Raw genomic sequence first — 24,345 nt, 5'->3', positions numbered from 1 at the left:
TCTATACAGCAAAAAGCGTTCATTCTTACTTTTATTTGATAGGAGGAGTTTGATGTCTGATTTGCTAGATGTTACTATCGGAAAACTGCTTGAAAGGACAGCTGAACAATATGGTGATAATGAAGCGGTGGTGTACCATGAACTGGGCCTGCGCCATTCCTACCGCGAATTTGAAAAGATTTGCCGAAAGGCGGCCAGGGGGTTCATGTTACTAGATATTAAAAAAGGGGAGCATATCGCCATTTGGGCGTCCAATAAACCGGAATGGCTTATATCCCAATTTTCCACCGCGAAAATGGGCGGGGTGCTAGTTACGGTCAATACTAATTACCGCACAAGTGAACTGGAATACCTCCTCAAGCAATCGGATTCGACGACGATCATCCTGATGGAACAATATAAGGATCATTCATATATAGATACGCTGTACGAAATCGTACCTGAATTGAAAAATTCAGAACCAGGAAAATTACAATCTGAGAAACTGCCAAAATTGAAAAATATCATCGTTTTAGGTGAAGCGCGTTATCCCGGAACGTTTTCGTGGGATGATGTCATTAGCGGAAGCGAATCCATTTCGGAGGAGTCACTGGACATGAGGATGGAGGAATTGGCTCCCGATGATGTGATTAATATGCAATATACATCAGGGACGACAGGATTTCCAAAAGGAGTGATGTTGACGCATTCAAACTTGGTCAACAACGGATTGAATGTCGCGGAATGCATGATGCTTACCGAAGTTGACCGGCTTTGCATCCCGGTTCCGTTTTTTCATTGTTTCGGCTGTTCACTTGGGACGATGGCCTCTGTTTCTGTAGGGGCAACAATGGTGCCCATCGTGGAATTTAATCCACGCGTTGTCCTTCAGACCGTTGAAGCCGAAAAATGTACGGGACTTCATGGGGTACCGACGATGTTCATAGCTGAACTTAATCTCGATGACTTTGACCAGTATGATTTACGTTCGTTGCGGACTGGTATCATGGCAGGCTCCACATGTCCGATTGAAGTCATGAAAAGCGTGGTGAATAAGATGGGAATCTCGGAAATTACGATTACTTATGGTCAAACGGAATCTTCTCCAGGAATTACAATGACAAAAACGGACGATCCGATCGAACTTCGTGTTTCTTCAGTGGGAAGGGCTTTGCCGAAAGTGGAAGTGAAAATTGTCGATCCAGCTACCGGAGAAGAAGTCCAGCGGGGCAAACAAGGGGAACTCTGTTCAAGGGGATACCATGTAATGAAGGGATATTATAATAACCCGGAAGCCACTGAGCAGGCGATTGACCGGGAAGGCTGGCTTCATACGGGCGATTTGGCGGTCATGGATGAAAGGGGTTATTGCAAGATTACAGGCCGGCTGAAAGATATGATCATCCGCGGAGGGGAAAATATTTATCCCCGTGAGATTGAAGAATTCCTCTATCAACATCCTGCAATTGTCGATGTCCAGGTACTCGGCGTTCCAGATCAGAAGTACGGGGAAGAAGTCGTGGCATGGATCATTTTGAAAGCAGGTGAAAACCTTACGGAGAAAGAATTGATAGAGTATTGCAAAGGGGAAATATCTTTTCATAAAATTCCCCGTTACATTCAATTTACCGATGCTTATCCAATGACAGCATCCGGAAAAATCCAAAAGTATAAGCTTCGGCAACAAACTCTTGACCTACTATCGGAACGCACTAAATAAGGAGGATATCGAATGATTCGAAAAATTCTTATCGCAAACAGGGGAGAAATAGCATCACGCATTATTCGTACATGCAGGAAGTTGGGAATACTTACTGTCGCCGTCCATTCGGAAGCAGATTCGGATTCGCCATTTGTGGGGTTGGCGGATGAGGCATATTTATTGGGTGGCCCGAGAGTACAGGAAAGCTATTTAAACGTCAATAAGATTTTGGAAATAGCTAAGAAAACCGGAGTGGAGGCCATTCATCCTGGATACGGATTTCTTAGTGAAAATGCAGATTTCGCACGTTCATGCGAAGAAGCCGGCTTGATATTCATTGGTCCGAAACCAGATATCATCCAGCAGATGGGCAATAAAGTCGAGGCACGGAAAAAAATGGAGCAAGCGGGACTTCCATTGGTGCCTGGATTTTCACGTCCGTTAATTGATAGTGCAGAAGCGGCAGCGGTTGCCGAGAAGATTGGCTATCCAGTCATGTTAAAAGCAGCAGCAGGCGGCGGGGGAATAGGCATGCAGGCCGTTGCTAATGAAGATGAACTTACCAAGGCCTTCGAAGGGAATCAAAAACGTGCCCAATTGTTCTTTGGCAATGGAGATATGTTCATAGAAAAATTGATTGAAAAGCCTCGTCATATCGAAATTCAGGTATTGGCGGATTCTTTTGGGAATGCTGTTTACTTATGGGAAAGGGAATGCTCCGTTCAAAGGCGCCACCAGAAGGTCGTGGAAGAGGCTCCCTCTTCTTTCCTTGACGAAGAAACAAGAAACAGGATGGGAATGGCTGCAGTGAAAGCGGTAAAATCCATCGGTTATAGCAATGCGGGCACACTCGAATTTTTAGTTGATGCGGATAAAAACTTTTATTTCCTGGAAATGAATACACGCCTTCAGGTAGAGCACCCTGTCACCGAAGAAATTACGGGACTGGATTTAGTCGAACAGCAAATTAATATTGCATCGGGCAACAAATTGGAATTCACTCAAAGTGAGATTAAACAGGATGGACACTCCATTGAAGTGCGCATATATGCTGAAGATCCGAAAACCTTTTATCCAGCACCGGGGAGAATCACCAGCATGGAACTTCCGGAAGGTGAGGGGATCCGTCATGAATTGGCGGTTCATGGAACTTCCGTCGTATCCCACTTTTATGATCCGATGATCGCAAAATTGGTAGTGAGCGGCGATTCGAGGGATAAAGCGATCGAGAGATTAAGAGAAGCGCTGGCAAGCTATAAAATAGAAGGAATTAAAACAAACCTTCCTTTGCTGATGGAAATAATTTCTCATGAAGCTTTTTCCCAAGGAGATACGACTACGGATTTCATTGCGAAATATATTAAAAAATTGACTGTATAACGTGTATTTTAAAACATAATGATCAGGAGGAATATAAGATGGCAGAATTAAAGGCAAGCATGGCAGGAAGCGTTTGGAAAATCGTAGCGAACGAGGGGCAAAGTGTAATCGACGGACAGGATATCATTATCTTGGAATCGATGAAAATGGAAATCCCCATTGCAGCAGAGGAGGCTGGCACAATTAAAGAACTTAAAGTGAATGAGGGGGATTTCGTAAATGAGGGTGACGTTTTGGCCGTCATTGAATAAAGGGACGGAGGGGTAAGATGAATTGGCCTGAAAAAGTGACAATTAAGGAAGTGGGTCCGCGCGACGGGCTGCAAAATGAAAAGGTCATGATACCTGCACAAAGCAAAATGGATTGGATCGATCAGCTCTCTGATACAGGATTATCATATATAGAGGTGACTTCTTTCGTACATCCAAAGTGGATTCCCCAATTGAGTGATGCCGCCCTTGTGGCTAAGGGAATAAAGCGTAATCCTGGGATCACTTATGCGGCCCTTGTACCCAATCAAAGGGGACTGGAATCAGCCCTTGAAGCCAATATCGATGAAATTTCCGTGTTCATGTCATCCAGTGAAACGCATAATCTTAAAAATATCAATAAATCAATTTCCGATACCTTTCCAATAATGAAGGATGTCATCGAGACAGCAGCAAAAAGCGGGAAAACGGTTAGAGGCTATATTTCTACCGTTTTCGGCTGCCCTTATGAAGGGGAGGTTTCGTCCGAACAGGTTTTCCGTGTTTGTGATCAACTTTTTGAATATGGAATCGATGAGGTCTCATTGGGTGATACCATTGGGGTCGCATCTCCAAGACAGGTTGCCTTGTTCCTTGAACAGGCTGTAAAAAGATATGATATAAGCCGCGTTGCCCTCCATTTTCATGATACAAGGGGAATGGCGCTCGCAAATGTTCTTGAATCACTGAATTATGGTGTGGACACTTTCGACTCTTCGCTCGGAGGTTTAGGAGGATGCCCATATGCACCAGGTGCGAGCGGAAATGTGGCTACGGATGACCTGATTCATATGCTACATAAAATGGGAATTCACACGGGAATCAATCCAGAAAAACTAATGAAGGCTGCGGCCTTGATGCAAAGCTTTTTGGAAAAACCATTGCCTAGCCATCAGATGGCTGTTTATAACGCACAATAAGTGAAATCGAGGTGAATTTATGACATCATTAGTTGAAATAAGTACTGAGGAAAAGGGAATTGCCCTCGTGACTTTGAATCGGCCGGATGCTGCTAATGCTTTATCCACAGAATTGCTTCATTGTTTAGCCGAAGGGCTGGATGAATTGAAAAGAGATTCCAATTTACGAACAGTCATTATTACGGGAGCAGGTGAAAAGGCGTTTTGTGCAGGTGCGGATCTTAAGGAACGAGCAGGTATGAATGATGATAAAGTCAAGGAGACAGTCAAGTTGATTGGAGACACGATTACGGCTGTAGAAAACCTTCCAGTTCCAGTCATCGCCGCGATTAACGGTTCGGCTTTTGGCGGAGGGCTGGAGTTGGCACTCGCTTGTGACATACGAATCGCATCGGAAACGGCGAAGGTGGGACTGACAGAAACTTCATTAGGCATCATCCCAGGCGCCGGCGGTACTCAGCGCCTGCCGCGAATAGTCGGGATGCCCACAGCGAAAGAACTGATTTATACGGCAAGGAGATTGGATGCAAAAACAGCACATGCTTTGAAAATCATCAGTCATGTATATTCACCTCAACATTTACTTGAGGAAGCGAAAAAATTGGCTGGGGAAATTGCGGTCAATGCCCCATTGGCACTCAGGGCTGCAAAAGCGGCGATCAATCATGGGGCTGAGACTAACTTGAAAACAGGGTTGAAAATTGAAAAAGACTGCTATCAGACAACTTTAAAAACCCTTGACCGACTAGAGGGTCTGTCAGCATTCAAGGAAAAACGCAAACCGGTATTTAAGGGCCAATGATTTCAATTGAAGGAGGAACAGGGATGGTAACGACGGATAAACTAACCGAAACGGTTGAGACGATTAAAAAAGGCGGTTTAGAAAAATATCATCAAAAAAACGCTGAAAAAGGAAAGCTTTTCGTACGTGAACGGCTCGAACTGCTTTTCGATGAAGGGGTTGAAATAGAGGACGCTTTCTTTGCTAATTGTGCCAGTGATGGTCTACCCGCTGATGGTGTGGTTACAGGCATCGGGAAAATCAATGGTCAAAGGGTCTGTGTCATGGCCAATGATTCGACTGTAAAAGCTGGTTCCTGGGGAGCAAGAACCGTCGAAAAAATCATTCGCATTCAGGAAACAGCTGAGAAGTTACAGCTGCCCCTTCTTTATTTAGTCGATTCTGCCGGGGCACGAATTACAGATCAAGTTGAAATGTTTCCAGGACGCCGCGGAGCAGGACGCATCTTTTACAACCAAGTAAAGTTATCAGGAAAAGTCCCGCAAATTTGTCTATTGTTCGGTCCGTCTGCCGCCGGCGGGGCATATATCCCAGCTTTTTGTGATATCGTCGTAATGGTTGATGGCAATGCATCCATGTATTTAGGTTCACCGAGAATGGCAGAAATGGTCATTGGCGAAAAGGTGAGTGAAGAGGAAATGGGCGGGGCGAAAATGCATTGTTCCGTTTCAGGATGCGGGGATGTGCTTGTCAAGTCAGAAGAAGAATCGATCGCGTTCGCGCGCAGGTACTTAAGCTATTTTCCAGGAAATTATCAAGAAAGGCCTAAAAGCGTAAAACCTGAACTGCCTGCGGATTTTGAAAAAACGTTGGAAGAACTGATTCCTAAAAATCAGAATGCAGCCTTCAATATGTATGACCTGATCGATAGGATTATAGACAGGCAATCGTTTTGTGAAATCAAGAAGCTATTTGCCCCTGAATTAATCACTGGGCTTGCAAGGCTAAATGGACAAACGATAGGGATCATAGCCAATCAGCCGCGTGTCAAGGGCGGCGTCCTGTTCCATGATTCAGCTGATAAGGCAGCCAAGTTCATCAATTTATGTGATGCTTTCCATATACCGTTGTTGTTCCTTGTGGATATTCCAGGATTCATGATTGGGACGAAGGTCGAACGGGCAGGGATCATTCGCCATGGTGCGAAAATGATTTCAGCCATGAGTGAAGCCACGGTTCCCAAGATTTCTGTCATTGTCCGTAAGGCTTATGGTGCTGGACTATACGCGATGGCTGGTCCAGCTTTTGAACCGGACTGCGTTCTAGCTTTACCGACGGCATTGATAGCGGTCATGGGGGCAGAAGCTGCGGTCAATGCAGTCTATGCCAATAAAATCAATGCAATGGAACCGGAAGAGCGCCCTGCATTCATCGAACAGAAGCGCAATGAGTACAATGAAGACATCGATATCTACCGCTTAGCCTCCGAGATGATTGTTGATGGCATCATCCAGCCAAATGACCTGCGTGATGAATTGAGTGCCCGGTTTGAAGCATATAGCAGTAAGAAATTGACATTTACCGATCGTAAACATGGGGTCTATCCCGTTTAATGAATTCAATAAACAAGCCCGGTCATCATGACCGGGCTATTTATCATGTATTAAAATAAATGATTTTTAAATAATTAGAAAATTTTTCTGATTTAGAGTTGCTAAATCACACAAGGAAGAGTACTATAATTAGTAATTAATGATTTACTAATTACTTAATTCCATACTTAGTGAAAGAAAGTGAGAGTTGCCATGGCTCAGCAGGAAAAAAAGAAATATATTACTCCAGATGGATACACAGCAGATATTGCTATTTTTACTATTACTACAAAGAAAACGGCAGAGAAAGCCCCGCCTGAAATGTTTTTGAAGCTATTATTAATCAAACGTGCCACAAAAGATAAGGAAGGAAGCCCGAATGTTGAAGGAGATAAATGGGCTTTACCTGGAGGATTCGTCAATGCTGGCGAGACTGCTTATGAAGCTGCCAAAAGAGAATTGAAAGAAGAAACGGGCGTAGCTGGATTCCATGTCAAGCATTTCGGGGTTTATGACCGGCCAGGGCGCGATCCCAGGGGATGGATCATATCCAATGCTTTTTATGCAATTGTTCAGGAAGAGTTTCTTCATCAAAGAAAAGCGAATGACGATGCAGCCGAGGTTGAATTGTTCACGATCCAGGAAGCCTTACAATTAGATCTTGCATTTGATCATTATACTATTATTTCCGATGCGATGAATTTAATGAAAAAAGAAATGGTGCAAACGACGATAGCCCAAAAATTCCTGCCGGATGAATTTACACTTTCTGAATTGCAACGGGTTTTGCTGACAGCCAGAGATGATGCAAAAATCAGCGCAGACTCACTTTTTTATGCAAAAGCCCCGAAACTCCCTTTTTTGGAGAAAGTCTTGGATGAAAAGGGTATGCAGAAGAAAACGAAACGTAATTCGTATCGGCCTTCTCAGCTTTACCGATTTAATGCAGAGGTGGTCATGGACTCTATTTACTATTGAGGGGGAATTGGTGATATGGGGAAAAAGGCATTGATCAATATAGATTATACGTATGACTTTGTGGCAGACGGGGGTTCATTGACCTGCGGGAAGCCAGGTCAGGATATCGAGAAGGAATTAGTCAATATAACCAGGGATTTTATCAAACACGGCGAATATACGGTATTCGCGATTGATTTACATGAAGAAGGAGACCGCTTACATCCTGAATCGAATTTGTTTCCACCGCATAATATTAGCGGTACAATGGGTAGAGACCTATACGGGGCGTTAAAAGAGGAATATGAAACTAATAAAAATCAAAAGAATGTTCATTATATAGATAAAACACGTTATTCGGCCTTTGCAGGAACGGACCTTGATATACGTCTAAGGGAACGTCACATTACCGATATATATTTAGTCGGGGTTTGTACAGATATCTGTATTTTGCATACGGCAATCGACGCTTATAATCTAGGCTATAAAATCTTTGTATATGAAAATGCAGTGGCCTCGTTCAATGATGCCGGTCACCATTGGGCGCTTGGACATTTTAAAGGATCTCTTGGAGCAACCATTCTATAATATCCATTTAAGCAACAGAATAGAAGGGAAGCGAATGCTTCTCTTTTGGGAGGAACTATCCATGGAAAAAAAGTACAACGACGACAGTTACGCATTACACACTGATCTTTACCAAATCAATATGGCCCAAACTTATTGGCAGGACAAAACACATAACCGAAAGGCAGTTTTTGAGATATTTTTTAGAAAACTTCCATTTAACAGCGGATATGCGATTTTTGCGGGACTTGAAAAAATTGTCCATTACCTTCAAAACTTTTCATTCTCGGAAAGTGATATCGACTATTTAAAAAATGATCTGCACTATGATGAAGAATTTTTGAAATATTTGCAGAACATCCGTTTTACGGGAGCGATCCGCTGCATGAAAGAGGGGGAGCTCGTCTTCGGCAATGAACCGATATTACGCGTGGAGGCACCGCTTGGTGAGGCTCAACTCATAGAAACTGCTTTGCTTAACATTGTGAACTATCACACACTCGTAGCAACAAAAGCTTCGCGCATCAAACAGGTCATCGGTGAAGAATCTGCCCTTGAATTCGGTTCAAGAAGGGCGCAAGAAATGGATGCTGCAATTTGGGGAGCGAGAGCGGCCTATATTGCTGGGTTTGATTCCACTAGTAATGTACGTGCTGGAAAGCTGTTCGGCATTCCGGTTTCAGGGACGCATGCACATTCCATGATCCAAGCTTATAAAGATGAATATACGGCTTTTCATAAATACGCTGTTTCCCATAAAGACTGTGTATTCTTGGTTGATACTTATGATACATTGCGTTCTGGCATCCCGAATGCAATCCGTGTTGCCAAGGAACTGGGCGATAAAATCAATTTCATTGGCGTCCGTCTTGACAGCGGTGATTTAGCTTACTTATCAAAAGAAGCACGGCGTATGCTTGATGCTGCAGGGTTCCATGATGCGAAGATTGTCGCTTCCAATGACTTGGATGAATATACGATCATCAACCTGAAACAACAAGGAGCAAGAATTGACATTTGGGGCATCGGAACCAAATTAATTACGGCTTATGACCAGCCAGCGCTCGGTGCCGTTTATAAAATGGTTTCAATAGAGGGCGAAGATGGGAATATGAGAGATACCATCAAAATTTCTTCTAACCCTGAAAAGGTTACGACACCTGGCTTAAAACGAGTATATCGAATCATCAATAAAGTGAACCATCATGCTGAAGGTGATTATTTGGCGATGGAATATGAGAAGCCGCAGGAACAGGAAAAATTAAAAATGTTTCATCCTGTCCATACCTTCCTAAGTAAATTCGTCACGGATTTCGATGCGGTTGATCTGCATGTGGATATTTTCAAGGATGGAAGTTTGATTTATGAATTGCCGACCATAGATGAAATCAAGGCCTTCACGCAAAAAAATCTCCAAGTATTATGGCCGGAGTACCTTCGTGCACTCAATCCTGAAGAATACCCGGTAGATCTAAGCCAAGATTGTTGGGATAATAAAATGAGGAATATAGATGAAGTTAAAGCCAATGTAGAAAGAATGCTAACGAAATGACCAATCTATTTTATTAGAAAGCGGGGCTATGCCAATGCGTCCATTACAAAAAGAAATCGTAAAAAAATTACTTGTCCAACCAACGATCAATCCTGAAGCCGAATTCAGGAAAAGTGTTGATCTTTTAAAAGGGTATATGAAGAAAAATACGTTTCTGAAAAGTTTTGTACTTGGGATATCCGGAGGTCAAGATTCAACACTGGCGGGGTATATTGCTCAAACCGCTGTTAATGAATTGAATGAAGAAAAAAATGGCAGCGACTATAAGTTTGTTGCTGTAAGCTTGCCATATGGAGTACAGGCTGATGAAGATGACAGGCAGCTGGCTTTAAAATTCATCAAGCCAAGCCAAACGGTTACTGTTAACATCAAGGAAGCGGTGGATGCTTCAGTAAAAGCTGTGGAAGTAGCGGTTTCTGAAAAGCTATCGAATTTCTTAAGGGGAAATGTCAAAGCACGTGAGCGAATGAAGGTACAATATGATTTAGCCGGACTGTATAAAGGCGTTGTGCTTGGTACGGACCATGCAGCTGAAGCGATCACAGGTTTCTTTACGAAACATGGTGATGGTGCAGCGGATATCCTTCCTTTATATCGCTTAAATAAAAGGCAAGGAAAAGAAATCCTGAAATTCGTCGGTGCTCCTGAGCGTCTTTATACGAAAATACCAACTGCCGATTTAGAAGATGACAAACCGTTACTTCCTGATGAAGTGGCTTTAGGCGTTAGCTACGATGAAATCGATGATTATCTTGAAGGCAAGGAAATCAGAACGGAAGCTGCCGAAATCATCGAAGGATGGTATACTAAAACCGAACATAAACGCAATGAAGCCATTAATGTTTATGATACTTGGTGGAAATAAAAGAACGAGTGAAATCTGAAATAAGTTATCCCGCATCACATAAGATGCGGGTTTTTTGGCAAGACCTAATGAGCACCTTGGCCAACACATCGGTTATGAAAATTTTACCGGCAAGGGGGAAAACGAAATGTCGACTCTACATATGGATATATCCAGGATTATTGAGGAAACATGCAAAGAAATTGAATTCTCGGGTGTTATAGGTGTGAAAGCGGGAGATGACCTGATCCATAGCTCAGCACATGGCTATTCCAATCGAGCGGATGAAATCATGAATACGACCGAAACAAGGTTCGGAATTGCTTCCGGTTGTAAACTGTTTACGGCGATAGCCATTTGCCAGTTAATACAAAAAGGAAAAATTAGGCTTGATTCTAAGCTTAAAGACTGTCTTCCTATCGTGTTTCCTGATTTCCATCAAAATGTAACCATTCATCACCTCTTAACACACACTTCGGGCATTCCTGATTACTTTGATGAGAAAGTGATGGATGATTTTGAAGAGCTATGGCAGAAAAATCCGATGTACCATATCAAAAGATTAAAAGATTTCCTCCCAATGTTTCAAGATGATGTGATGATGTTTGAACCCGGGGAAAGATTTCATTACAATAATGCAGGCTATATTTTATTAGGATTGATTGTTGAGGAACTAACCGGACTCCAATTTTCTGAATATATCGACAAGAACATTTTTCTTCCTTGTGAAATGATAAATTCCGGTTATTTTTCCCTGGATCAGCTTCCTAAAAATACTGCAATAGGGTACATTGACGAAGAAAATGGAGCATGGAGAACCAACGTTTATTCCCTTCCCATCAAAGGCGGTGCGGATGGAGGGGCGTATATTACCGCATCAGATATGTTCAGGTTTTGGAATGGGTTATTTTCCAATCAGTTACTGAATCAAGAATATACCAATCTCTTATTGGAAGCCCATATTGCTACTGGAGATGAAGGGGAATACTATGGCTATGGTATATGGATCCGTAAAAAAAATGACGTGATTTTCAAATATCATCTTATGGGGTATGATCCGGGTGTAAGTTTCAATTCTGTGGTATATCCGGCAAATCGATTGAGAACCGTGATTACTTCAAATAAAAGCATGGGTCCATACCATATTACTTGCGCGATCGAGAAAGAATTATAAACAAATGGAACCTTTCCGATAGTGAAGGGTTCCAATTTTGATTGTTTCCAGGACTTCTTGATTTTAAAAGGGAAGAAACATCACCTTTACCTTCATTCAAGAACGCAGCTTTAATGACACGGCGGATCACTTTTCCATTTCTTGTCTTGGGAATCTAGTTAAGGAGGTAGATTTCTTTAGGTTTCAAGGCTTTTCCAAACAAAGAATTTGTATATTTAGATATCTTGAAGTAGAGTATATTTAATATACATTATTTTAACCGGTATTTTCCGATGGAGGTTCTTTTTACTTTATGAAGGCAAGATATGAACTCGCGAACATGAACTTAACAATAAACAATGTGACTTTACGTAATGCTGCGGATAGTTATGTCCTCTTAAAAGCTGCGGATGATCAAAATAATGAAATCACGATAAAGCTTTCCCACGAACAAGCGGAATTTCTGGAAGCGGAATTAAGGGAAGTAAATCGCCGTCGCAGGGAAAATAGTCCTGTTATACCCGGAAATGACCAGGAACGTATTAATGACGACGATTCTTTTAATCTGTTTAGCATTGATTTATTCAATGAAAGTGAACCAAAGTAATTGATAGGATATGCTTATTTACCCCGAATCAAATTTGCTTCTCTGTAACCTTCCTTCCGATTTAAGATGATGCTACAGAGAGTTTATCATTCCCGCCAATACAAAACCCGAATTTCAAGATATTGAAAGGCCATTAGGAATGTTTTAAGCAAGGTGACCTATCGTTACCTTTATTTTGATTGCTTGAAAAAATTCTTCACCAAAAGGAATATGGATGACAGTGCAGCAAAAACCATGAAAAATACGATGAACCCCCAAAGGCCTACCGCCGCATCTTGAAACTCCATATTCCCCCTGCTGGTAAGGGCTTGCTGTATTTCAATAGCAAATACTAAAACAACCATGACTGTAAAGGTATAAAGGAAAGATAGTATCGTTATTCCAAAACGCATCCGGGAAATTAAATTAGATAAAAATAACACGATCAAAAATATGATAATACCGATGATTCCCATTATCCAAAAATGCAGATCTTTGTCCGTTGCATTTGAATTTAATGTGTCACTTACAAAGAATAAGATGAAATCGTGAAGATTATTGACGATTTCAGCTAATATCTGGATGATTTCTTTCATTTCTCACACCTCCAATCCTTAGATTATAGCAGGTTATAAATCTATATAGAAGAGGGAAGGTCCTAGATGTTGCCAACAGACTACCTTCGGTGGAAGTAATGTGAAATCATAAACATGCTGGGAAACGAAAAAAAAACATAAGTCATTGAAGAAGTGAGTACATGCAACGTCAGCTAAATAAGGGTAGATTGAACAAAATAAATAAAGTATAAACATCTTAGCGATCTTAGCCATTATTGTTTTAATCGGTTCCTTTATTATATGCTAGTATAAAATATCTTTACTTAATGATTTCATGGTTGGAGGGAAAAAGAATGAATGATATACATAATCATGTGTTAACAGTAATTGATTTTATGAAAACCGGACACAAAACTTGCTTTGTGAAGGTCATCGGTTTTGATGATGAATCCGGACAGGATTTTGAAGGTGAAGTTAAATTTGTCGGTGATTTGCCTTTTGGCGATTTGATACATCCCGAGCGGTCACATTTATCTTCCTCTTGCAGGGAATTTGTTCGGGATGACTTACTGCGCAGATACAGTCAAGGGCAGTTTGAATGAAGTGTCGGAAATTTTTATAGAGAATCTAATAAGATGACATTCTGCTAACTTGTTTAAAATTGGTAAAATGCCGGGTATAAAGAATATGGTATGTAGGAACTTTTTTATGCCAATCTTCTCTTTTAACTGACAAAATAGCATATTTCTCCCTATTTAACTCTCGGACTATAATCCTTATAATATTAAATAGGAAAATATGACATTTAGTGTAGGATTATACTGTTTCTGAGGTGAGTTTCATGGTATATGCAGACATTTTGAGTAATATACACTCTGCTATCTCCAGTAAAAAAGCTGATTTAAATGTGAAAATTGATCGATTAGAAAATGCGAAAAACGATATTATAAAAGAGCAGAGCATGTGTCTTAACGAGATTAGGAAAATAAAAGACCCTGAGCTTGGTGGCAGCTGGACAGGGAACCGTTCGGATCACTTTCAGGATGCCCGTCATGATGCCTATAATGTGATGTTCAGTATCATTCATGACGATTATGATGATTACCAATGGAAAATCGAGGCGATGATTACAAAGCTGAATGCCGAGAATACACTTCTGAGCATAGCGGGGAATATAGCCCAAGAAGCCGACTCCCTTTTGAACAAAGGCGAAGAGGCATTTGAGCAGCTGGAAAGTAAAATATCCGATTTAAAAAGGCGGTTGTTTTAATGACGACAATCAAACTGAATCATCCTGCCGTAATGAAGCAAGTCGATCAGGTGAAGACGGCACTTGGTACAGTCACGCTTGGAAATTTGCCGGCAGGCGAGCTTGGCAACAATAAATTGGAATTCACTTCGAAATGGATCGACCGGGAAACGAACCTGGAGAAGGTCTTTGAACAATATATCAAAATCGTCCAGAAAAATGTGGAAGATACCCGTGCCAACATTGACTTATTAAAAGAACAGGATGAAGCCATCGCCCATACGTCTTCACATGGGTATCCTACGCGATGAAAATATATGAAGCCGAGACATTGACGGCCGCAACCAAGTCGCGCGCCAAGCAATATGAAGAACTAAAAAAGGAAGTCGCAGCCCTGAAAAAGGAATTTCAGGGCATCGTCGGCTTGGATAACGAGTTTCAGGGAGCCGGTGCTACCGCCATCAAAAGCTTCTATGAAGCGCAAATCGAGGTGGCGGACGCCTGGATGGAACTATTCACGACCCAAATAAGTTTTTTGGAAGGCATTCCAGCCAGTCTTGAAGAGGCTGACCTCTCCGGAAATACGGTTGTCGAGGTTCCCTTTTTAGATGGCGAAGTGTCGAACGGCATCAACCAAGCGCAGTCGCTTGTCGATCAACAAGCGAACGATCTTCAAAGGATCCTGAACAGCATTGACGATATCCTGCCTCTTGATATATTCGACCAAAAGGACTTTAATGAAAAAATCACGCTGGCCGGGCACAGGCTGGATGACACCGTGACAAAGGTCGAGAATGTCGACCGGCAATTGATCGAGGAATATGATGTGTCCGTCGGGCAGGAAAACGTGGCCGTTGGCCTCTTTCGTGCCTTGCTTGATGCCACCAAACAGGACGGCAACGTTTCGCCGATGACATTCAATCAATCGGCATTCAAGAGCAGTGATGTCTATCAAGTGAAGGATGAAGTCGCCGGTCAGATGAAAGACTATCAAACCTTCAAAAAGCAGCAAGCAGAAGCCCGGAAAATCGAACAGGAAATGGAAGAACTCGAAAACCGGCCATGGTACGAAAAAGCCTGGGATACGACAAAAACCTTTACAGGGGAATTCACGGGATATTATGATTCAATCAGGGCCTCAACCGGAGTAGATCCAGTAACGGGCCGCAAGCTGTCCGATGCCGAAAGAATCGCCGCAGGCGCCATGGCAGCCGCTGGGTTCATCCCCGTCGTCGGCTGGGCCGGACGGGCCATCAAAGGTGGCAGCGCCCTATACAAAACGGCCAAAGGACTCAACGCAGCGGACCACGCGCTCGATGCCTATAAAACGACAAAAGGCTTTAGCCTCCTCCAGAAAACCGAATACGGAATATACGGACTCCTCGCAGCCAACGGCCTCGGTGAAGCAGTCAGCGGCAAAGACATGTTCGGCAACCAGTTGACCGAGGAACAGCGCCAGAATGGGCTGTTGATGGCGCTAGGGATCGGCGGTGTGGCTGGTGCGGCCAAAGTCGCTGATAAAGTGGCAAGTGGTACAAAGTTCGTCCCTTACAGCAAGGAATTTGCGCAAAAACAGGTTCAGAAGGTTCAAGCTACAATAACAGATATAGCGAGATCCGGAAAAACCACATTAAAAAATATAGGTGAAGAACTAGGTAAAAAAGAAATTCCTAAACGTATAAGTGTGGAACAAGTTTCCCTCGCAGGAGGGCCAAACCTTCCCCACGTTGTAATGGAAAAGCAGACAATTAAGGAAGCCTATCAGAAATTCACGGTGAAGGATAGCAAAGTAGAGGCTGCTTCAGGGGAGAGTATTCCTAAGGGTACGGGTGAAACAAAGAACCTTAGTAGTACTGGAAATAAGATAGAGGTTGGCAAAGTTGATTTGGATGAATTAAGGAAAAATTGGAATGTTCCTGAGACTAATACAATAGCTGTGGGTAGAACAGATATCAAAGGACTTGAAGATTTAACTTTTAAAGGAGGATCTCCAGAAGTAAGAAAAGAAGCAGGGTTACCTTCATTAGACGAAATCTTACCTAATAGGGATATTAGGGCCCCGTATGATCATTTAAAAAACCCTAAATTAGCACAGTTCACAAGGCATGCTGAAGAAGGAGTTTTAAATGAATTTGATTCTGTAGTCAAAAAAGCAGGAATCGAACCAAGCGATATTACAGGAACTTTAAGAATTCACCAATCTAATCCGAGAGGTGTTTGTAATAAGTGCAGTAAAGGATTGCTGAAACCCTATCCAATTGAAAAAAGTGGTATATTTTATCAAGCTAGCAAGAAGTATCCCAACCTAACAATAGTCGTAACATCGGAGATTAATGACAGTGTTAAAACCAATGGTTTGCTCTCTTTTGTTTTAAAAGATGGGAAAATCGAATAAATATAAGGAGGAACTTATGGAAAATAAATTATTTGATAATATACAAAGTGAAGTAAAAGTGGGCTTTGTTTTAACTGTGGCTGAAAGAGTATTTTCTGTTATCAGTAAAGACGATGAAAGATATCCAGAAGGGAGAGAAGCATTGGATAAATGTTGGTTATGGGTAGAATCCCATGCTGTAACTGGGGATGAACTGTATGAGCTTATTGATAATGCAGACTATACAGGAATCTCAGAATTTGCTGAGGAAGAAGAAGAAATGAATATTGCTAGACTATGGTCACTACTAGTTGATGCTGTTGCTTATACATCTTGGGAAGCTTTTAATTTAGAAAAAGTAAAATATTTACCACAATCACTGGAAGGTATTCATGCAGATAGTATCACAATCTTTTTAAATAGTGCAGTTGAAACCAGTTTTCTCACAGTAGATGAAATTGAGAGAATGGAATCAGTTCTTCATGATTATCTGTGTACAGATAATAAAATCCTAATAAATAGAGAAGAATTTATAAAATTATTTTAAACATGCAATAAACCTATGGATTTGTCTGTGTTACGTACTTCAAGATTTACAATAGAACTTTTAGCATATTAATAATTTCGTTTGTTTATGAAGGTGATAACTGGTAAAACCAGTTATCACCTTCTTTATTCCTACGTATACAGATTATAACTTTTGGTACGGGCTGTTGTTAAAAACTACTAAGAACATTTGAAAATAGAGCAGGGGGATAAAAAATTGAATGAATCAAAACTAAATGATTATTATCAGAATATAGCTCAAACTGTAAATGAGATGATTCCAGAAGAATGGAGTAAAGTAATTTTGTATGGAGAAATTACTGAGGGGACAGGGACTGCGTTCTTTTTCTATCGCTCTAATATTAATGATACACTCATATATAGCCATGATATCCCTGAATTACATAGTATTAGTAGAAGGGAGTATAGAGATACATGGCGGAGGTTAATAAAGGTTTTAAAAGATTTATCAGATGAATTTAAAAATAATAATCAAGAACAATGGACTAATTTAACTTTTACTTTAGAAAGTACAGGGAAATTTAAGGTTGACTATGATTATGATGATCTATCGGATGCAGATGATCACGAAAGAAGGGTTATTTGGGAATATACTCGTTTGGGTATTTTACCTGAATCTGAATATGATAAGAGCATTTTAGAAGAATACCTCAAGAAAGAATAATGGAGGATAAGAAAAGCTGTTTTTTGTATGACCTTAACGGTAAAGTTAAGGTCTTTTCATTGTAGAAATAGAATATGTATCGTTTTAAGTTATATCGGGCTCCTCAGATAAAAGGCCGTTAGGTCTAAAAAAATATATAGATAAGAATATGGATTTACTGACCTCAGACAGGATCGTGATCAAATACAAGTGGTACAAAGTTCGTCCCTTACAGCAAGGAATTTGCGCAAAAGCAGGTTCAGAAGGTTCAAGCTACAATAACAGACATCCCGAGATCAGGAAAAACCACTTTAAAAAATATAGGTGACGAACTAGGTAAAAAAGAAATACCTAAACGAATAAGTGTGGAACTAGTTTCCCGCGCAGGAGGACCAAACCTTCCAAATTGTAATGGAAAAACAGACAATTAAGGAAGCCTATCACAAATTCACGGTGAAGGATAGCAAAGTAGAGGCTGCTTCAGGGAAGAGTATTTCTAAGGGTACGGGTAAAGTATATCCAACAAGACAAATAGATCCGGTAGCAGAAGCACATATAATTGATAGAGTGAAAGAGATAAGAGGTAATTTAACAAGTAAATATAAGAAATCTGGTAATTTTGCAATTGCAGAAGTGAAAATTGCTGAACTTAGTAAAAAAGAATTCTATGCACAAAGTAAAATTGACTCATTAAGTGGAAATTTAGTAGATAAAGTTCCATAAATTTCCTTGCAACCTGATACGCCTATTTTTAAAGCATCTGAAGCTGCTGGTCAAGATGGTAAGGCTTATATGAGAGATTCTGATACAGAATATAAAATTCTAAACGATATTGCTTTTAGATTAGGTGATAATACTCAGGTTTCTGGGGATATAAAATTATTTACTAAATTAGATACTTGTGCTAGTTGCAATAGAGTTATTGCGGAATTTTCAGCTAAATACCCTAATATAAGTTTAAAAGTTATACACAACAATGGGGAAAGAATTAAACCATAAAAATCAATTTTTATAGGAGGGATTTCAGTGGAAGATTGGGAGTACAATGAAATATTCGAGGTAATTAATGAGGACTATAATGACTTTTTATCCCTAAATAGAGGACATGAATATGCAATTGCAAGGACGAAAAATGAGTATGTAAACCTTGGGAAAACAGAAGATTTTATCGTTGATACTGCTGTAGGTGAAATATTGCTATCACAAAACAAGGTTTATATTGGATATATTGAAGGTATTACTAAAAGATTAAGTATGTTTAACCCACAAGAAGCAAAAGCTGACTTAACATTAGAAGAGATACAAGACTTATCGAAACGAATTAATAAAGTAATAGAGGGACTAAGAAATGCAGAGGTTGATTATAATTCCTCAGCAGAATAGCATTTGTGAAAGAAAAATAAATATTAAATAATGTAGTGTTAACATTGAGTTGCTAAAACCATTCAAGGTTTTTTAATAAAATCGTCTATGAACATTTATTTCACCTATTAGCTCAATTTTAATAATGTTAGCTTGAACTCCGGAACCTTATTAAACCTCCAATAGAAAAAAGAAGCTTAGCTTTCTGTCTACAGAACTATAATTCTGAAATCTCCTTATATCGAATAAAATGTTTGTTTTTAAGGATGTAATTATGTTAGATGGATAATTTTGGGGTGCAATTAAATTTCAAAATAGTGTTTCTCGTATTATCTTACGCCATATCTGGCTCCTCAGATAAAAGGCCGTGAGGACTGTCATATAGATTTACTTAAGGCACAGTGACTTAGAAAAAAGTAGCGAGTGGTACAAAGTTCGTCCCTTACAGCAAGGAATTTGCGCAAAAGCAGGTTCAGAAGGTTCAAGCTACAATAACAGACATAGCGAGATCTGGAAAAACCACGTTAAAAATATAGGTGAAGAAATCGGTAATAAAGAAATCCCTAAACGGATAAGTATGGAACAAGTATCCCTCGCAGGAGGACCAACCCTTCCCCAAGTTATGATGGAAAAGGAAGCCTATCAGAAATTCACGGTGAAGGATAGCAAAGAAGAGGGTGTTTCACGGGGAGAGTGTTCCTAAGGGTACGGGTAAAGGTAGGGCTGAAGTAAGTGAAGTTAAAACATTAGTGGACAACAGACTACAGTTTACAAACGGAAGAAAAAATAGGTTAAAGCCTGATATTAGATATAAAACAGGAGAGTATGATTACTTTTATGAAACAGATAATGTAGGTAGGATTGTAAAATTTGAAACAGAAAATTTACAATTAACAACGAGAACAGATAGATTGTCACAAAGCAAAAACACACCTGGTAAAATAAAAGGTCAAGACCATGCAGGGCATTTGGCAGGTGATAGGTTTGGAGGCTCACCTAAAATTGATAATTTGGTTTCGCAATTATCTGATGTTAATTTGAAGCAATATAAGAAACTTGAAGAACTATGGGCTTCAGCTCTAAAAGAAACACCTCCCAAAAAAGTAACAGTTGATGTTGAAATAATTTATTCTGAAAATGATATGCGCCCAAAGGAATTTATAGTTAATTACTCAATTGATGGTAAGTCAGGTTTTAGAATTATTGAAAATTAATCTAAGGAGTGAAAAAGTAGTATGAAAGAATTTGAAGATAGATTTAGTGAATTGCAAGCAGATATGGTCTCTATATGTGTGGAATATGTTGAGGATAGAGCGGATAAAGTGTATGTTTATGCTTCATGTGAAGAAGGAATTATTTCGAGCGGTTTCTTTTATTTGATTAATAATAAGTATGTAGAATGTCATAAGGTGAACGATGCATTGGAGAATGGGGACGAAAGATATGATGTGTCTACAAAACGACAGTCTATGGTATTGCGCATAATATGTGAAGATATCCAAAAAGTAAAATTATTGTGCAAAGAATATGATAGAGACATGCCCACTGAGATGAAATTAATATATGATGTTAAGAGTGGTAACTTCAAAGCGGAATACAAGTATGATTTAGTATATACGAATGATGATATTAAAACGGCGGACCATATTGCTGATGAGTGGTTTGAGGAGGTAAAAAATAATAATCTTTAAATTGTTTACAGTTAAAGATATGCTGGAATTTGAATTAATGGCGCATGAAGGTTATTCCTTCAAGGAGTGTCAATGTTATTTTAATATTTAGGCAATAAGAAAGAGAATAGGGCGAAATGACATTTTTCTAGATAGGACCACTCCAAGATGTCATTGGAACCAAACAAGCGAGAGTGCACAAGCTCATAGGTTTAAGCGTGACACTTGTCAAGATACAAAAAAGATGTCATACAGTCAACATAAAAATATGAAACTTACAAACTTATGAAAACTCAAAGAAATTACTAAACTTAGAACATGTATGAACTTAAAGCACTTGATTGTCTACTATAGGCAACGAGTGCTTTTTAGCGTAAAAATTTAATAGAGCACTATAATTTTATAAGTACTCTAAGTGTTAAATTCTTATTGTCGTGATTATAGACTGTAATGACTGTGAACAGTGTATTACGAGAGTAGAGGAAAAAAGAAACTATCTTTAAAAATGTTTTTAGGGTAAAGTGAAATGGAAGATTAATCCAATAATTGATCTACCATAAGACCAAGTGCGATCTGTACGGCTTAAACGCAACGGTCTAGGCGAAGCAGTTACAGGCAAGGACATAGCTAATTGAGAACAGCGCCAGAACGGACTGTTGATGGCACTCGGAATCGGCGGAGTGGCAGGTGCGGCGAAGGTCGCAGATAAAGTAGCAAGTAGTACAAAGTTCATCCCATACAGCAAGGAATTTGCGCAAAAGCAGGTTCAAAAGGTTCAAAGCCTTCGGCAGGGAAATCGGTAAAGTGAAAGTGCCTCTCCGTATAAGGGTCGAAGAATTAGCGACGGCCTATGGAAATAACTACAAGCATGTTACTTTTGATAATACGACGGTTAAGGATATTGTACAGAAGTTTGCGGTGAAGAGTGATGGTGGTAAGGGTGTAAATGGAACTGGAAGTAAATCGGGTATTAACATTGGAAAAGAGGATTTGGAAACTCTTAGAAAAAAACTAGGTGTTCCTAAAACTCAAACAATTGCTATTGGAAAAACAGATGTAAAAGGTTTAGAAGGTAAAATATTTGAGGGTGGCTCACCTAAAGTTAGAAAAGAAGCAGGTTTACCAAGTTTGGATGAACTTTATCCTGGTCGTGAAATTAAAGCTCCTTATAATAGAGCAATAAGAGGCCATGCACAGTTCATGGATCATGCAGAAGAAGGTATAATAGCTGAATTTGAGGATGCTGTTAAAAAAGCACGTCTTAAACCAGAAGAAATGAAGGGAACACTATATATTCATCAGTCTAATCCAAACGGAATTTGTAATAAATGTACAAAAGGTTTGTTTGATCCTGTTCCAGATGATGAAAGAGGAATATTTAAGCAAATGACTGATATGTATCCTAATTTAAAAATTAAGGTATCGACTGAAATAAATCCTAATTTACCAAATCCAAGAGATACATTGTCCTTTGAGGTAATAAATGGTTTGCCAGAAAATGTGGTTAAAATAAGAAAATAAGTAGGGAATGATAGTTATGGATTTTATCGATAATCTAAACGCAGTGGCTAAGGTTGCAATAGGATTGGTAATAGCTGAAAATATGTATAACATAATTAGTACGGATGAACCCGGATATAAAACTGGTAGAGAAGCTCTAGATTCTTGTTGGAAATGGCTTGAAGGTGAAAAAATCGATGCGGATGATTTGTGTAACTACATAGATAGCGAAGATTATGTAGATGTAGCTGAGTTTGCAAATAAAGAAAAGGATGTACAAAAACAATATGCATGGTATTCAGTTTTAGATGCTGTTTCTTATACAACTTATCAAGCATATAAAAAGGAAAAAAGAGAATTTGTTCCTCAAGTGGTTGAAGTGATTGATGACGAAACGTTAAGAATATTAGGTGAAAATGCGATTGAATCTGGTTATTTTAAGATTGAAAGTCTAATTAATGTAAAAAAATACTTATTGGAAAACTATTCATTAAACGATAATATTGAAACCTATAATTATATAAAAAGGGATAGTTTACCACTGGCCTAAAAACAAAAAAATAGACCTTCTTCCTAAAGGGAGAAGGTTTTTTTATCTGAAAAATTTTATTAGTCTACTAATCACAAAGTAATCTTACTGAGGTTAATCAAAATCAATAACTCATGAAGGTTGTACCATCAAGCGGTTGTATAATGATACTTGGTTTATGAAAATAATAACGATAACTAGGCGAGGTGACACTTTAAACTTCCAAATATGGGTTACAGGGAACAAGCCAAAAACTAAGCTTTTTAGTTTAAAGATAATATTTGTAATAAGTTACTTTATATAGCTAATAATAAATCACCAGTTTGCCTTATAGGCAACAGGTGCTTTTTGTTTTTCTGAGAAGAAATTCAATTATAAAACATATTAAAGAAGGAATTCTTATTTAAAGAATTCCTTCTTTGTATACTATTTGTTAAGAAATGATTTTTCGAAAAATTCCAGTAGATGCTCTAGAGTGATAGGATCACTATAGGTGGATGCTTTACTATTTATTTCAAATATACGATCGTTTTTAACTGCAGGTATATTTTTCCACGTTTCGGTCTCCAAAAATGAATTAACAACATCTGGGTTTTTACTAAAGATAATATAATCTCCAGTATACTCAGGCAGCACTTCAGATGAGAGTACATAAATGCCGGATTTAAGTGCCTTTTCTTTTACTTTTTCAGGCATTTTCAAATCCATTGCTTGATACAATATTTCAGTTCCGCGTGCATAGTTATTTCCAAATACATAAAACTCCTTAGCATCATTTTCAATCACAGAAACGGTTGCATCTTCACCAATTTTTGCACGTATCGCTTTTCCAGCGGATTCTGCACGCGTTTCGAAATCTTTAACCCATTCTTTTGCTTCCTTTTCTTTGTTTAAGAGTTTTCCGATTTCTATTTGCTGTGATAAATAATCTAATTTTCCCCAAGTGAATACTACAGTTGGAGCAATTTCATTTAGTTTATCAATATTTTTCATCTCGGATCCAGCTATAATTAGGTCCGGCTCCAGTTCAATGATTTTCTCCAGGTTATCTTCTGATACGACTTCCACTCCCTTTAGTCTTTCTTTAAAAAGGGGATTCATATTAGTCCATTGATCTATCCCAACGACATTACCTTCTAAAGCCAATACATTAGGTCCATTAGAGAGAGCAATTATTCTTTTAGGGTTTTTAGGAATCTCAATAGGGCCAGTTTCTGATTGATACGTAACAGTTTCTTTTTTAGTCTTGGATGCATTATTTTCGTTCGCTGTCTCTTTGTTCCCACAAGCACTAAGAATAAGTACAAACAAGAGTAGGAATGGTATGAATAGCTTTTTCATTCGGATTTTCTCCTTATTAATTATAGAGTAGGTTAAAAACATATCAAAAAAGTGTCTAATTAATAATGATATTCATTTTCAATAACTACATCAATATTTTAATAGGAATGATAATCATTGTCAATAACATTCGCCAGATTGCTAAACTCCTTGAACTAAACTGTCGGCCCCTGCTTGTAGAAACATGTTTGAGGCTGGTTGGAGCGAAGCTATGACACAACATGGAGGACTAGGGGTACTGGTAAATAAGTAAAGAAGGAAAAAAACGATGAATCGGTAGTTGGTCTAAATGTGGCGAAGGAGGAGAGCCAAGGTAAAGTCAGAGATTTTT

At 39.4% G+C, this 24,345-nt stretch carries 26 protein-coding genes and 1 pseudogene; 25 read left to right on the top strand and 2 right to left on the bottom strand.

Annotated elements, in window-relative coordinates; translation table 11 throughout:
* Nucleotides 1-61 precede the first annotated feature (61 nt).
* The 12 genes from BS1321_RS27000 (at nt 62) to BS1321_RS26945 (ending at nt 12,243) form a co-directional block, all read left to right on the top strand.
* Entirely contained in the window at nt 62-1,699 is a 1,638-nt protein-coding gene (locus tag BS1321_RS27000; protein WP_063236028.1) for an AMP-binding protein, read from the top strand.
* A 12-nt stretch (nt 1,700-1,711) separates the two neighbouring features.
* Nucleotides 1,712-3,061, top strand: a complete 1,350-nt coding sequence (locus BS1321_RS26995) for an acetyl-CoA carboxylase biotin carboxylase subunit (RefSeq protein ID WP_063236003.1) — start codon at nt 1,712-1,714, stop codon at nt 3,059-3,061.
* Nucleotides 3,062-3,099: 38 nt separating this feature from the next.
* Complete coding sequence (locus tag BS1321_RS26990) at nt 3,100-3,312, top strand: acetyl-CoA carboxylase biotin carboxyl carrier protein subunit (protein WP_063236002.1); 213 nt, start codon at nt 3,100-3,102, stop codon at nt 3,310-3,312.
* Nucleotides 3,313-3,329: 17 nt separating this feature from the next.
* Nucleotides 3,330-4,229, top strand: a complete 900-nt coding sequence (locus tag BS1321_RS26985; protein WP_063236001.1) for a hydroxymethylglutaryl-CoA lyase — start codon at nt 3,330-3,332, stop codon at nt 4,227-4,229.
* A gap of 19 nt (nt 4,230-4,248) precedes the next feature.
* Nucleotides 4,249-5,031 (top strand): enoyl-CoA hydratase, encoded by a 783-nt coding sequence (locus BS1321_RS26980; RefSeq protein ID WP_063236000.1) that lies wholly within the window; start codon nt 4,249-4,251, stop codon nt 5,029-5,031.
* A gap of 23 nt (nt 5,032-5,054) precedes the next feature.
* Entirely contained in the window at nt 5,055-6,584 is a 1,530-nt protein-coding gene (locus BS1321_RS26975) for an acyl-CoA carboxylase subunit beta (RefSeq protein WP_162268754.1), read from the top strand.
* Nucleotides 6,585-6,776: 192 nt separating this feature from the next.
* A complete protein-coding gene (locus BS1321_RS26970; protein WP_063235998.1) occupies nt 6,777-7,541 on the top strand; it encodes an NUDIX domain-containing protein in 765 nt (254 codons plus the stop codon).
* Nucleotides 7,542-7,556: 15 nt separating this feature from the next.
* Nucleotides 7,557-8,108, top strand: coding sequence for a cysteine hydrolase family protein (locus BS1321_RS26965; RefSeq protein WP_063235997.1), 552 nt, complete (start codon nt 7,557-7,559; stop codon nt 8,106-8,108).
* Nucleotides 8,109-8,169: 61 nt separating this feature from the next.
* Nucleotides 8,170-9,639, top strand: coding sequence for a nicotinate phosphoribosyltransferase (locus tag BS1321_RS26960; RefSeq protein ID WP_063235996.1), 1,470 nt, complete (start codon nt 8,170-8,172; stop codon nt 9,637-9,639).
* Nucleotides 9,640-9,673: 34 nt separating this feature from the next.
* A complete protein-coding gene (gene nadE / locus BS1321_RS26955) occupies nt 9,674-10,504 on the top strand; it encodes an ammonia-dependent NAD(+) synthetase (protein WP_063235995.1) in 831 nt (276 codons plus the stop codon).
* Between the two features lie 127 nt (nt 10,505-10,631).
* A complete protein-coding gene (locus BS1321_RS26950) occupies nt 10,632-11,657 on the top strand; it encodes a serine hydrolase domain-containing protein (RefSeq protein ID WP_063235994.1) in 1,026 nt (341 codons plus the stop codon).
* A gap of 292 nt (nt 11,658-11,949) precedes the next feature.
* On the top strand, nt 11,950-12,243 hold the full coding sequence (locus BS1321_RS26945) for a hypothetical protein (protein ID WP_063235993.1): 294 nt from the start codon (nt 11,950-11,952) through the stop codon (nt 12,241-12,243).
* Between the two features lie 170 nt (nt 12,244-12,413).
* Here the strand turns inward: BS1321_RS26945 and BS1321_RS26940 are convergent, their stop codons facing one another.
* Complete coding sequence (locus BS1321_RS26940; protein ID WP_063235992.1) at nt 12,414-12,818, bottom strand: hypothetical protein; 405 nt, start codon at nt 12,816-12,818, stop codon at nt 12,414-12,416.
* Nucleotides 12,819-13,132: 314 nt separating this feature from the next.
* Between BS1321_RS26940 and BS1321_RS26935 the strand changes: the two genes are divergently transcribed.
* From BS1321_RS26935 to BS1321_RS26880, 13 genes and pseudogenes are all read left to right on the top strand, one after another.
* Nucleotides 13,133-13,381, top strand: coding sequence for a hypothetical protein (locus BS1321_RS26935; protein WP_063235991.1), 249 nt, complete (start codon nt 13,133-13,135; stop codon nt 13,379-13,381).
* Between the two features lie 239 nt (nt 13,382-13,620).
* The gene (locus tag BS1321_RS26930) at nt 13,621-14,049 is read left to right on the top strand and encodes a YwqH-like family protein (RefSeq protein ID WP_048680710.1); all 429 of its coding nucleotides are present in this window, start codon (nt 13,621-13,623) and stop codon (nt 14,047-14,049) included.
* A complete protein-coding gene (locus BS1321_RS26925; RefSeq protein WP_063593419.1) occupies nt 14,049-14,339 on the top strand; it encodes a YwqI/YxiC family protein in 291 nt (96 codons plus the stop codon). The genes BS1321_RS26930 and BS1321_RS26925 overlap by 1 nt, the downstream gene beginning before the upstream one ends.
* The gene (locus BS1321_RS26920) at nt 14,336-16,423 is read left to right on the top strand and encodes a ribonuclease YeeF family protein (RefSeq protein ID WP_063235990.1); all 2,088 of its coding nucleotides are present in this window, start codon (nt 14,336-14,338) and stop codon (nt 16,421-16,423) included. Before BS1321_RS26925 ends, BS1321_RS26920 begins: the two co-directional genes overlap by 4 nt.
* Before the next feature lie 16 nt (nt 16,424-16,439).
* A complete protein-coding gene (locus BS1321_RS26915; RefSeq protein WP_063235989.1) occupies nt 16,440-16,949 on the top strand; it encodes an Imm6 family immunity protein in 510 nt (169 codons plus the stop codon).
* 216 nt (nt 16,950-17,165) lie between these two features.
* Nucleotides 17,166-17,633, top strand: a complete 468-nt coding sequence (locus BS1321_RS26910; RefSeq protein ID WP_063235988.1) for an immunity protein YezG family protein — start codon at nt 17,166-17,168, stop codon at nt 17,631-17,633.
* A 390-nt stretch (nt 17,634-18,023) separates the two neighbouring features.
* A pseudogene (locus BS1321_RS26905) lies at nt 18,024-18,611 on the top strand (deaminase domain-containing protein).
* A 27-nt stretch (nt 18,612-18,638) separates the two neighbouring features.
* Entirely contained in the window at nt 18,639-18,995 is a 357-nt protein-coding gene (locus BS1321_RS26900) for an Imm3 family immunity protein (RefSeq protein ID WP_063235987.1), read from the top strand.
* A 656-nt stretch (nt 18,996-19,651) separates the two neighbouring features.
* On the top strand, nt 19,652-20,188 hold the full coding sequence (locus BS1321_RS26895; RefSeq protein WP_232522744.1) for a DNA/RNA non-specific endonuclease: 537 nt from the start codon (nt 19,652-19,654) through the stop codon (nt 20,186-20,188).
* 21 nt (nt 20,189-20,209) lie between these two features.
* Complete coding sequence (locus BS1321_RS26890) at nt 20,210-20,665, top strand: immunity protein YezG family protein (RefSeq protein ID WP_063235985.1); 456 nt, start codon at nt 20,210-20,212, stop codon at nt 20,663-20,665.
* Nucleotides 20,666-21,303: 638 nt separating this feature from the next.
* Complete coding sequence (locus BS1321_RS27740; RefSeq protein WP_155726532.1) at nt 21,304-21,447, top strand: hypothetical protein; 144 nt, start codon at nt 21,304-21,306, stop codon at nt 21,445-21,447.
* 1 nt (nt 21,448) lies between these two features.
* Nucleotides 21,449-22,165: a hypothetical protein gene (locus tag BS1321_RS27935; protein ID WP_063235984.1), complete on the top strand. Its 717-nt coding sequence runs from the start codon at nt 21,449-21,451 to the stop codon at nt 22,163-22,165.
* A 16-nt stretch (nt 22,166-22,181) separates the two neighbouring features.
* Entirely contained in the window at nt 22,182-22,694 is a 513-nt protein-coding gene (locus BS1321_RS26880) for an Imm6 family immunity protein (protein ID WP_063235983.1), read from the top strand.
* Nucleotides 22,695-23,099: 405 nt separating this feature from the next.
* On the opposite strand, the gene BS1321_RS26875 is transcribed toward BS1321_RS26880, so the two are convergent.
* Nucleotides 23,100-24,014, bottom strand: coding sequence for an iron-hydroxamate ABC transporter substrate-binding protein (locus BS1321_RS26875; protein WP_063235982.1), 915 nt, complete (start codon nt 24,012-24,014; stop codon nt 23,100-23,102).
* Between the last annotated feature and the right edge of the window lie 331 nt (nt 24,015-24,345).

Origin of the sequence: Peribacillus simplex NBRC 15720 = DSM 1321 (genome assembly GCF_002243645.1) — a bacterium.
Classification (GTDB): domain Bacteria; phylum Bacillota; class Bacilli; order Bacillales; family DSM-1321; genus Peribacillus; species Peribacillus simplex.
The sequence above is the reverse complement of the archived record's forward strand: the minus strand, read 5'-3'. Positions and strand labels throughout refer to the sequence as shown.